The sequence below is a fragment of the Candidatus Neomarinimicrobiota bacterium genome (genome assembly GCA_017656425.1).
In the GTDB taxonomy this organism is placed as follows: Bacteria; Fidelibacterota; UBA2242; order UBA2242; family B5-G15; genus JACDNV01.
This window is the reverse complement of record JACDNV010000031.1, coordinates 1-11,756: the sequence shown is the minus strand read 5'-3', so window position 1 is coordinate 11,756 and position 11,756 is coordinate 1. Positions and strand designations below refer to the sequence as shown.

The 11,756-nt window shown below is 38.7% G+C and carries 11 protein-coding genes; all 11 read right to left on the bottom strand.

What is annotated here, in order from left to right; all coding sequences use genetic code 11:
* The coding region (locus tag H0Z29_11960; protein MBO8132199.1) for a hypothetical protein at positions 1–153 on the bottom strand (153 nt) is incomplete at its 3' end.
* A gap of 763 nt (positions 154–916) precedes the next feature.
* Positions 917–1,054 carry a hypothetical protein gene (locus H0Z29_11955; protein ID MBO8132198.1) on the bottom strand — a complete coding sequence of 46 codons (138 nt, stop codon included), beginning with the start codon at positions 1,052–1,054 and terminating at the stop codon, positions 917–919.
* Positions 1,055–1,304: 250 nt separating this feature from the next.
* Positions 1,305–2,396 (bottom strand): hypothetical protein, encoded by a 1,092-nt coding sequence (locus H0Z29_11950; protein ID MBO8132197.1) that lies wholly within the window; start codon positions 2,394–2,396, stop codon positions 1,305–1,307.
* Positions 2,387–3,229, bottom strand: a complete 843-nt coding sequence (locus tag H0Z29_11945; protein ID MBO8132196.1) for an ABC transporter permease subunit — start codon at positions 3,227–3,229, stop codon at positions 2,387–2,389. The genes H0Z29_11950 and H0Z29_11945 overlap by 10 nt, the downstream gene beginning before the upstream one ends.
* Positions 3,189–4,739, bottom strand: a complete 1,551-nt coding sequence (locus H0Z29_11940; GenBank protein ID MBO8132195.1) for a VCBS repeat-containing protein — start codon at positions 4,737–4,739, stop codon at positions 3,189–3,191. Before H0Z29_11940 ends, H0Z29_11945 begins: the two co-directional genes overlap by 41 nt.
* Positions 4,740–4,766: 27 nt before the next feature.
* Positions 4,767–5,480, bottom strand: coding sequence for an ABC transporter ATP-binding protein (locus H0Z29_11935; GenBank protein ID MBO8132194.1), 714 nt, complete (start codon positions 5,478–5,480; stop codon positions 4,767–4,769).
* Positions 5,480–7,510, bottom strand: a complete 2,031-nt coding sequence (locus tag H0Z29_11930) for a hypothetical protein (protein MBO8132193.1) — start codon at positions 7,508–7,510, stop codon at positions 5,480–5,482. Before H0Z29_11930 ends, H0Z29_11935 begins: the two co-directional genes overlap by 1 nt.
* An 83-nt stretch (positions 7,511–7,593) precedes the next feature.
* Complete coding sequence (locus tag H0Z29_11925) at positions 7,594–7,761, bottom strand: hypothetical protein (protein MBO8132192.1); 168 nt, start codon at positions 7,759–7,761, stop codon at positions 7,594–7,596.
* A 724-nt stretch (positions 7,762–8,485) separates the two neighbouring features.
* Positions 8,486–8,866, bottom strand: a complete 381-nt coding sequence (locus H0Z29_11920; GenBank protein ID MBO8132191.1) for a hypothetical protein — start codon at positions 8,864–8,866, stop codon at positions 8,486–8,488.
* Complete coding sequence (locus H0Z29_11915; GenBank protein MBO8132190.1) at positions 8,847–9,626, bottom strand: DUF4065 domain-containing protein; 780 nt, start codon at positions 9,624–9,626, stop codon at positions 8,847–8,849. The genes H0Z29_11920 and H0Z29_11915 overlap by 20 nt, the downstream gene beginning before the upstream one ends.
* Positions 9,627–10,731: 1,105 nt before the next feature.
* Positions 10,732–11,756, bottom strand: a 1,025-nt coding sequence (locus tag H0Z29_11910) for a Fic family protein (GenBank protein ID MBO8132189.1), incomplete at its 5' end; no start/stop codon positions are given.

Here is an 11,756-nt window from a genome sequence, read left to right as displayed (position 1 = left end):
TTCGATTCTGGTTATCAATTCGGATTTTACTTCACCAATTTCGACTTTAACCTTAACCAGTTCTTCGGAGAGTCTTTTTTCGAATTTTTCTTCGACGAACTTGATTACATTATTTTGAGTTTCTTTCTGGGCTTCGTTGATTAATTCAACCAAGACTTCTATGCCATCATTCCCGAGTTTTTCTCTCAGAGATTTTTTGCTGTTACGACTGCCATTCCAACCTCAAGATTTTGCGAGATGTTAATATACTAATTCTGAGTCAGGGTTGCAAGCTGATGGGATGGCGGGATGGCTAGATAGCTGGATAGCTGGGTGGCTGGGTGGCTGGATAGCTAGATGGCTGGATGGCGAGGTGGCTAGATAGCGAAATGGCTAGACGGCTAGGTAGCTGGATGGCTGAGAGGTAAATGGTCTGACTGGCTGTCAAGCTAACAAGCTATCAAGCTATCGGGCTAACAAGCTAACTAGCTAACTGGCTAACAGGCTAACTAGCTAACTAGCCAACTGGCTATCAAGCCAACAGGCCAACAGGCAGCTAAAATGGCCCTTTCGGGGCTTTTTTGTTTCTCGTTGGTAAAGGTTGCTTCGTTGTTTGCGGGTAGCCTTCCTGTCATTGCGAGCGTTAGCGAAGCAATCTATTTTGATTGAGCCGATGACAGTATGTTTTAATGTTATTCCACCAGCAGAGCAGATTGCTTCGTCGTCCCGATGGGACTCCTCGCAATGACAGTTGGGGAGGTTCCCCTGTCATTGCGAGCGAAGCGTAAGCGGAGCGTGGCAATCTCCCTCAACAAGGGCGATGGCGGTACGTTTTGAGCGTCAAACACCTCCTGAAACAGATCGCTTCGTCGCCTTCGGCTTCCTAGCGATGACACACAGGTAAACCCCACGCGAGCAAAGCAAAACTGAGAACTCGTTAAGGACGGGTTGCCCCGACTAATGTCTTTCCTCTCAAAGATACTTCCCACTTCGGCACAAGATAGGCATTCAGGATTATTTCTATTGCAGAGGAGATCTCAATCAGGTTGTCTACAATATCCGTTATCGCCAGCACCAATTACGGTACTTCTCCTTTCCTTATTTCTCTTTATCAGAATTTAATCTAAGCAGTTTATTAAAACGTTTGTCTACTGTGTCTCTACTTATTAGTATATCGGAGCTGGCAATTTCCCTCCCACTTTTAAGAATCTGCACCATTTCTTCTTTTGTTTGGGAGGCTAAGGCTGCTCAGATATTTTCCGTATGGCGGTCTTAATGTTATTTAGCCTTACTACGAACTCAGGTCATATTGGAATACCAGACTTTCAAACTAAACGCAAGACTACAAAGAACGTTCTAAGACTGAAGCAGACAAAAAACAAGCTACAGACAAAAGCATACAGAACTAAAAATATCTTATTTTTTGGGGATAAATCACTGGTAGTAAAATCGCAACCTACTCTGTCCTGTAAACCCCTGGGAAGCAACTTGCAGATGAGCAACTGAGATTTCCTTCTCATGTTTGTAATTCCAGTAGCGTCAGACAAAATCCAATAACCATCAAACCGAAAAAAAGGATTAAGCGAAATAACTGTCTTATAATCTATCAAATATATAGCCAGGATAATTACGTCGTACTTAAAACACATGTAAAACAAATACAGGCATACAACAAAAATCAAGTTAAAATAAACACCAGCGACATCGATGACTATACGTTTATGTCTGTTCAGCTTCCAGATATCGGATATATCCGAATAGAAAACAGGAAAAACTAAATATAGTCCTAAACCAATGCTCCCTGATTTCACACCAAAATGGGTCGCAGCAGAAAGATGGCCCAACTCATGAAAGAATGTAGAAAAAACTAGAATAACACATAACGCTATCACATCGAGGGTATTCGACAGCTGGAGTACAGGTTGCTGATAACTGGTATACAAATGCATATGCGACAACAAAATAGCTGCTAATATAAACATACATATATTAAGCCTAAAAAAGTTACTGAAAACCCTTAGTATTAAATATACGTGGTTGTAACTAATAAAATTTTTTTTCATCCTCAGATAGGAAACACCTGTTGTTTTTACCCCTTTTGCTTCATTGAGCCTCTCCCCATCTATTATAACTATGCCATACGGGATCAAAAAACGTTCAAAAACATTTATCAAATCTAACAGTGAGAAGCTAAAGCCGAGATAGTTCAATTCTTCAACAATATCCAGAACTCTTCTTCTACCATCTATAAAATCTACTACCCTTTTTACTGAGTATGAAATCTCAAAATATCTCCTGTCAGGAGTAACAATTAAATACCTCGGGCTATCACGATAGACAGCATCAAGTTCACAAGTTATTACACCTTCAACCAACTCAGGAATACAGTATTTGTTCAGACATTTTTTCAGTCCCAAAAATCTATCCTCTTTACCAAATAGACTGCCAGAACTATAAATATCACTACATAAAATGAAGAAGAAACGATCAGATGAATTAAGTCCGTAAGCAAATTATGTAATTCACCGTGGGCAATCCTGTAATATTCACCCACCGGCCTGAATATATAGTATGTGAATGAATATTCTTCAATGGAGTAACTTTCCGAAAAAACCTGCAATAAGAAGTAAATAGCTATTCCAAATCCCACTGAAGCTCCCGGATTCCGTATTACAGCCGAAAAAAGAATAGAATAGGCAACCAAAGGCGGCAATGATAGTAGCGTTAGAATGATAGTGTAAAAATAATTTTTTAAGAGGAAAAATGACGAAAAAATTATATATTCCCCTTCTTTGAGGTCACTCATCCCGGCAGAAAAACCACCCAGCACAAGTCCAACAACCCCTACAGTAACCACGAGAATCCAAGATAAAAGGCATACAGCAAGAAATTTGCTGAGAACAACATCCTGGCGCAAAACTGAATTCGACAGCATGATCTTAATAGTTCCATAAGACACCTCATCAGAAATAGATTTTAAGGAAACAACTAATATGAATAGAACTATAAACTGCAAAGACACTTTTACAGACAAAGCGCTGATCTGATACCCATTATCCAGAGCAGTTCCTCCTGTAAGGCCAATCCCGAATAACGTCAACAGCGCTTGAAAAACAATCAGCAAAGAGACTAACACCCATATACTTTTCTTCTTCAGTATTTTTCTTGCCTCTATTATAGTAATTCTGCGAATTCTCAGCCACATACCTTCAGCCCGTAACCAACAGTAAGATTGTGTCGCTATTGGCATCTCCTGCCTCAGGAACAATCACAACATCGGATTTTAAATCGTCATTTATTCTTGCTACTGTAACACTGAACACTCTCCCTGCCAGGACACCTACAGGAAACTTAACCTCGGGCCTTTCACTGAACTCCTTACCCATCTTCCCATAGAAGATCAACAGGTCCCCACCTTCATTTGTCAACAGATCCACATAACCATCCCCGTTAAAATCCCCATCGACACAAAATACAGGAACCCTGGCCCTACCGCCAAACCCCATCACTACTTTAAAACTCCTGCGGTAGTTCTCAGGTTTGAACAAACCGTCATTACCATCCTGAATATAAAAAACAACATCCACTCTGATCTTCCCCCTTAAAAAAAGAGAAATGAGTCTGTATATATTCAGATCCACATAAGGAATAACAATATCATACATTCCATCATTATTAACATCCACCAACTGGCTGGCTATCTGAAAGCCCATACTCGTGATTATTTGATCCGGTACCTTTTCGAATACACTGCCATTTAAAGGATGTTCCTCATCTCTTCTGCCCAAATATATCTGGAATTGCTTCTTCGGATTGAACATACTTCCTCTATTCTGTAATTTATTCACAACTAAATCCACAAACCCATCATTATTCAGATCAACTATATGACCTATCCCTATTTTCTCTTTAGAGTCCCCTCTGGTTCCAACCGAAATAGCCGAAGTGTTACAATATCCGAACCCCAGTCGTAGTTGCGCAGAATTTTCATCAGTAAACATTGGCACCCCTTTCTGAAAAAAGATCTTCAAACCATATCTTTCAATAACCAGGATATCTCTTTTCCCATCATTATTGTAATCCATAAACAACATTTTCGGAATTCTGTAAATAGGTGAAATGCTTTTTGCAACCTCTTGAGATTCCTCCAGAATGACATCCGGACAAACGTGTAACAGAGAGTTTAAACGATAATCGTCCCGGGTTACGCCTTTTTTATAAATCTTCAATCCGCCAAACCCGGGAATAACCATTTCATCTATCCCATCATTATCGAAATCTTCCGAAAAGTCCCACAGAAGTTTTCTAGGGCCCGGAACTCTAAATACCGACTCCTCCTTTATAAGCAATTCTGGCACATCCACGAAAACGTCTTTATGCCGGGTATAACAAAACACTCCCTCAGGCTCAATAGCCACTATTTCCAACGCAGGACTTGGATCGATATTGGCTAAATCAAGAATAATCACTGATGAATCAATTCTGACATTCTGATCCGGTCTGCTCTTAAAGCCGTCCGAGCTCTGATAATAAATCGCAGCACAAAAATTCCTGTGTAAATCCAGCCTTTGATAGAACACCATTATATCCTTTAAGCCATCTCCATTTATGTCCTCAATAACATAATCCTTTATACAACCATTAATTCTGAACTTATAAACTTCAAAATATGAATCCTTATCAACAGCCCATCCAGCAGGAAAAGTACCCAGTATCAGTAGCCAAAAACTTACAAACAACAGAACTTTTAGTTGACTCACTATTTTACCTCCACTATATATCCAGATTCAAAACAGTTTTTCCAGAGAAGAAACACCTTCCTCTGAAAGATTTCCAAGAAAGCCATCTGCGACTATCTTGCCTTTGTTCAAAGCAATAATTCTATTACATATTTTACTCATACCACTCAGATCGTTGCCGGATATTAAAAAAGCGGTTTTACTGGAGTCTTTCAACTCACGAATAATACCAAACAGCAATTCCATCCCATTATGATCCAGAAAACTGGTGGGTTCATCCAGAATTACAAGCTCTGGTTCTTTTAGAAGAGCCTGCGCTATTCCCAAACGTTGCCTCATACCCTGAGAAAACTCTTTCACCTTAACGTGAATTGCCTCTGACAGTCCAACGGAATTGAGCAGCCTGTCAATCCGGGACGTATCCAGACCAGAAATTGAACAAATTAATTCAAGGTTCTCGAAGGCCGTGAGATAAGGGTAAAATTGTGCTCCTTCAACCAAAGCTCCAACCCGTTTCAAGGCAACCAGCGGATTAGTGAATACTCCTACTCCATTTATCCTAACATCTCCTCTATCAGGAAAAACAAGTCCACATATAATCTTGATGGTCGTCGACTTTCCTGATCCATTGGGGCCAACTAGTCCAACAACCTCTCCTCTTTTTACTTCGAAACTAACATTATCCAAAATCCACTTTTTTCTGTAAGTCTTGGATATACCTTCAACAGAAAGAATTACCTCAGCCCTATTCCGTTCCTTCACTAGACGCTCATCCACTTACAGTATCCAAGCAAAGCTCTTAGAACAGTAGCAGTAGTGAAAATGCGCTTATCATCCCGGATGGCAGGCATTTTATACTGCCTGTTTGGCTGATTCTTCTCCCACGGTCTTGGAATTACCATTATGGGAGATGACTCCCAGCTCCCATCTTCCAGTTGATTTGCAATCAGCCACTCAATCCCTTCTTTAATAGACTTGCTACAATCTATTCCACTACCTTTAACCATAAAGGCCAGCAAAGCTAACGCGGTATCGTAAGGATTCAACACAGGAGTCACCTGATTGCTCCAACCACCTTCTTCAGACTGTATGTCGATCAACCATAATAGGGCCCTCTTAATATACCGACCACACTTACAAAACTTATTCAATGTTTGCACACAAAAAGAAGTCCCTAAAATCTTCCCTTCTGTCCAGTATGCATCCCAGTAGCCTTCGCTATGCTGTTTGCCAATAATAAATGACACACCCCTTCTCATTACTTCCGATTCTCTTTCCAATCCTATTGCCAACAATGCCTGTATTGCAATTGCTGTAATCTGTATGTCTGACGACGTCCACCCGCCATAGAGCTCTATCGGTGCAGAAAAGTTTATATTCAGCTTTTCCTGTTCTCGTAGTATTTCTTTGATTGAGTATGTACCAAAACCTCCATCTCCATTCTGATTTTCCTTCAACACTTTAACAGCCTGCTCACCTACCAACTTACCCATTCTTCTCAAGAAAATTACAACATTTGATGTTGAATCCGCATCTACCCCGCTATCTTCATTAAAGCCCCAACCCCCAATTGGATGTTGTGCCCCTATCAAAGCTCTGGAGGCAAGTTTCAGTTTATCCCTAATACTCTCGTTAAAAACCATCGCAGAAATCAACGAATTACCGACATATCCTGTCACCCACTCCGTCGAATAACCCACGTCCAGCAGGAAATCCTCCCAGAAGCCCTTTTGTCCTTGTAACTTCAAAAGAAATTCTATAGAGTGCTTAACAGATTCTTCTATAACTTCCTTAGCTAAACGGCCACCACTTGTTTTCACAACTACCTTGCTCATAGAGCCAGCACCCATTGGAGTCTTGCTACCACCTCCGCGTCTAACTTTTCTTTTTATGTTAATTATATCATCCCTTAATATAGTACACCTATCCATATAATCATGTATTATTCTCCGCCACGAAAGAAATTTGTAATCCCCCAGAACCTCTAAGGCTTTCTCGTAATATTCTCTGGCCACTTCCATAATCTCTTCAGCCACATCCGAACAAAATAAAAACTTCCTGATGACGTTACAATTGATGCAGGTCTCCGGTATCTCATTCTCAATTATCAATTTTGTCAATATATATGAAAATTGTCTGTTCTCAATATCCTTTTTCCAATCGACTAAATCATCATATAGCTGATAAGCGATATAGAAATAATCCTGTGAGAGGTCTAAAATCTCAATTTCCTTCTCTGATCCTTTCAAAATCCCCAAAGCAGCAGTAACGGTTTTAGCCAGGGCAGATTTCCCGCTGGCTATCTTCTTAAATTCGTCAAAAGGATAGGAGCTTATCCTATCAAAATGCTTATTCTGTTCGTTGAGAACGGCCCCTAAGTAATCTAAATAATACCTGTGAAAATACCTCCAGAATTCAGAATCTGAACCGAATATCTTATAAAGGATGCTGAGAGCCCTTTTCTGGAGCGATGACAGGAGCAAAATATCCTCTGGGCTCGCAGTTCTTCTGTAATCATCTGTAATCCTATCCACCAACAAACAATACATCAAGAATAACCTACTATAAACTGATAGTATCTTAAAGTAACCTATTCCTATATCCTTATAAAAGTCATAAAAAAGCAGTGGGTAATAATAATGGACATTAAACCCCCCACGCTTCCCGTTACCTTCGCTGTCATCTAAAATACCCCAGAGCTCCATGTTATTCAGAATTTCACCGACCTCTTTACGAAAAAGACAATCAATCTCATATATAACCTTCTCAATATTAATCTCCACTATAACCATGTAAAGCTCCACCAAACCACAGCAGAGAAAAAGAATAAGTAGTTGAATCAATATTTAGGCAGGAAAGCTTTACAGAACAACAACTAAAAATACCAGTCTACTCTCCATTCAATAGGAGAATCAACTGGCGGAGCAGCTTCCATTTCCAATCTTTCTTCCAGCTCTAAAAAAGAGAATTCATCCTCCTTAGATGTTAAATCCCCTTTACCGGGTTCGTTGGACTCACTTCGATTAATCCTCTCAACATCCACAACTTCTCCCTACCTGTTTTTGCTTCAATTTACCTTAAAAAATATGATGTAATATAATATATATATATTACTATTGTCAAGAAATTTCTAGCATTAGTATAGAAAAGCATACGAACATAGAAATATAACAAAATTAATTAAGGATAATGAATAGTGAGAGCACAGCTCGGGGAAGGGCTATGCTCTGTAAGATTTCTGAAAAGAAATTTAAAAGAGTCACCACAGGACAAAATTGAAATAGCATAAAGGTAAAGAGAAAATATGTCGAAAAGAATTGAAATGCTAAGGTAAAATATATACCTCTCCCGATTAAGAATCCTACGGACACATTACCCCAATGCTAATGCCAATGCGAAATCCTCTCACGGATTAATCGAAGACGAATTCTACCACATGGAGTCATTCAGCTCAATAAAAGACTTCCTCTTATAACCGCTGGTTTCCCTCTATATCTTTAAGAACTACCAGAAACGAATTGCTCCATTGTCCACAAAAGCGGCTTCCTCGCAATGACACACAGACAATCTACTATCGCGAGCAAAATGATAAGGATGGGTTGCCCTTGTGAGAGCTTCTCTTCTTAAAGGTACTTGCCACTTCGGCATAATAATTAGAGTTAAGGTGGGTACTGTATACAATATTTTCTACTTGATATAAAATTTGGTTAATATATTTCCTTAAGCGATGCTATTCTTTATCTTAGATTTACAACGACCTAATTTATTCAATATTCTTTTTCGTAATATCTTAAGATTCTTTCTTTATCTTCATTCTCTTTATCACCTTTGTAATAAATCTCTATAAACTCAATTTTATCTTTATCTTCATAATAAGCATAAATAATTCTAATACCTGATTTAGCTCCTCTTCCTTTAAGAGAACGACATGCGAATTTTTTGGCTTTATATATTTTAGGATAATTTATATGTAAGCCTGAAATTTGAAAAATTCCTTTGTTATCAATTTTCAGTTTATGATAAAGAAAAAGCTGTTTTTCTACAAAAATTTCCAAATCGCTTTTAATAGTTTGAAATCTTTTTCGGAGTTTTTTTGCATCTTTTTTAAATTCAGGCAGATAAGATATTTCATTGAAAATCTTCCTCACTATATTCTCTCACAGAATAGGGAGGTGTTCTATAGAAAACAGATTCATACTCAATAATTTCCCCATCATTTGTTGTTAACCAAGGGACATCGTTATGTGAATATTCGCTTATTTGAGCAGCATTCATATCAGAGAGTTTATTAAGAACATCATCTATTAATTCAATCTCATGGGCTTTTAGTTTTGCAAGATCAGGTTTTCTTAAGGGTAAATATTTTGTTTGGGGATACTTGAAATATCCAGTTTTTACTCTGATAATATCTTTGTCGAGTAGCTCATTGACAATTTCTTGGAATTCTAAGGGTGTTGGTCCATATTTATTTTTTATATATGTTGCTCCAATTAGCTGCTCTTCGTACTTTTCATAAAAGTCAAAATCAATGAAGTACAGAAGCTTATAGATGACAGTTTCCCCAACATTAGGTTTTGAGCCAACTTTATTTAAAATGTATAGCAATACTTCTTTAAATTTGTCAAGTTTTTTCTGTGGTACATTGATTCTAATTTGGGGTTTTACTTTAGTTATTTTCCTATTTTTTTCTAAAATAATTTCCGGTTCTTTTTCTATATTTATTAAACTTTCTATGGAAACGTTGAATATTTCAGACAGTTTTATTATCTCGTCGATTGATATTCTTCTTTCTTCTCTTTCTATTTGAGATATTGTTGGTCGAGAAACACCAAGCAATTCAGCAAGCCTTTGCTGACTAATTCCTAAATTTTCTCTTAACTTCCTTACTTTTTGACCAATTCCAACCATAATTAACCATCCTATTCTATTTTAAGTTATGTAATGAAATAAGTCAAGCAAATGTTAGAAAACCAATCATTTTATGTTTCGACTTATATCTGATGATATTGATATTGGTACAGAAGGGGTATTGATACCTTGCTGATAAGTACAAAGATTTTTAAACGACATTATAAACAAATGTTGCTCTGAGAAGCAATTAAAATAGAATTACAATTTATATTCTTGAAAGATGTGAAAGCTGTATAGAAATCTTTAAAAAGCATAACGGCGTAAGTTTATTTGTCTATATTTCTTAGTTTAAATGGGACTCCATTGCACTGCCAGGATTTTCATAAAATTCGAACAATTAGGCATATACTTTCTAAAGAGAGTTTAAAAAATATTTGTGCTTTAGCTATAACCTCTTCCTGTCGTTGTGAGCGATAACGAAGCAATCTATTGTGGATGAAGCAATGGATGCATGTTTTGATTGTTATTCCGCTTACAAAATAGATTGCTTCGTCGCCTTCGGTTTCTCACAACGACGCTCGGATGAGGTTCCCCCGTCATTGCAAGCGAAACGTGGCAATCTCATTGGATTGAGATGGCTGGATGGCGAGATGGCTAGATAGCTAGATGGCGAGGTGGCTAGATAGCGAAATGGCTAGACGGCTAGGTAGCTGGATGGCTGAGAGGTAAATGGTCTGACTGGCTGTCAAGCTAACAAGCTATCAAGCTATCGGGCTAACAAGCTAACTAGCTAAAGAAGTAACTTGGTGTAAATTCTTCGGTAGCCCGCTGTCATTGCGAGCGAGCGTAAGCGAGCGTGGCAATCTATTATGCTTAAGCTGTGATGGTAGCATGTTTTAATTGTATTCCTACTTGCAGAGCAGATTGCTTCGTCGTCCCAATGGGACTCCTCGCAATGACGTTTGGGGAAGGTCTCCTTGTCATTGCGAGCGAAGCGTGAGCGAGCGCGGCAATCTCCCTCAACAAGGGCGATGGCGGTATATTTTGGGCGTCAAGCCACTTCCTGGGGTAGATTGCCTCCTCGCCCCGGCTTCCTCATCTCCTTTAAAGACCTTCTATGTTAAACTTTTGCGTCAACTTTTGCGTCAACTTTTGCGTCAACCTACTTAAGCACATAGTAAACAACCTTGCCACTTCCTTTTTGTTCGATAATTTCTAACTCTATCAGTTTTTTTATTTCCTTATGAGCAGCTTGCCTTGAAATTCCAAATGTTCTCTGAATATCTCCTGAAGTGATTTTTCCGTTACGCTGAATAAACTCTATTATTTTCATCTGCCTTTCAGTAAGTGCAATTTGCCCTCTCTTTTTTTGTTTTCTTTTTTCGATAGATAACTGTAAAACCCTTTCCCTCACACGCAGTATGGAGACTTTGACCCCTTCAGTGAAGTATTCAAGCCATTGAGTTAAGTCAAGAGTTTTTTGATTCACTGATTTCAGAGCTGAATAATAGGCTCTCCTATCACTGTCGTAGTAATCATCAAGGGCAAAGAATCTCTTTATATCAAATTCTCTTATATGAAGTATCAGGGTTGCGAGTGCCCTTGCAGTTCTGCCGTTTCCGTCAGCAAAGGGATGGATCCTTACGAATTCGTAGTGAGAAATTCCAGCAACCAGAACAGGATGGAGTTCGAAAGATTTTTCAGAATTTAACCAACCCAAAAAATTTCTCATCAAGAGGGGGACATCTTCAGATGGTGGAGGCGTAAATATTACCTCGCCTGTGATTCTGTTTCCTACGTATACCTGTATTTCCCTATATTTCCCCTCCCATTCAGGATTCTCAAGCGCTTCCCTGGTTATATCCCTGTGCAGCTCCAAAACGTGTTTTTCTCTTATTTTTCCATCATCCTGATACTTTTCTATATTTCTTAGAACATTAAGATAATTTAGGACTTCCTGCTTTGCTCTCCTTGCGGCAGTGATCTTTCTTCCCTGAGCAAGTTCGTTTACCTCTTCAAGTGTAAGAGGATTCCCTTCTATTGCCGTTGAGGCATGGGTTGCCCTGATGAGAGCCTCTCTTCTTAAAGATACTTCCCACTTCGGCACAAGATAGGCATTCAGGATTATTTCTCTTGCAGAGGTGATTTCAATCAGGTTGTTTACAATATTGTGGGTATAATTAAACT

Coding starts and splice junctions, on each gene's coding strand:
- H0Z29_11930 (MBO8132193.1), bottom strand. CDS start 7,510: ATGGTTATAGTGGAGATTAATATTGAGAAGGTTATATATGAGATTGAT.
- H0Z29_11945 (MBO8132196.1), bottom strand. CDS start 3,229: ATGCCAATAGCGACACAATCTTACTGTTGGTTACGGGCTGAAGGTATG.
- H0Z29_11915 (MBO8132190.1), bottom strand. CDS start 9,626: ATGGTTGGAATTGGTCAAAAAGTAAGGAAGTTAAGAGAAAATTTAGGA.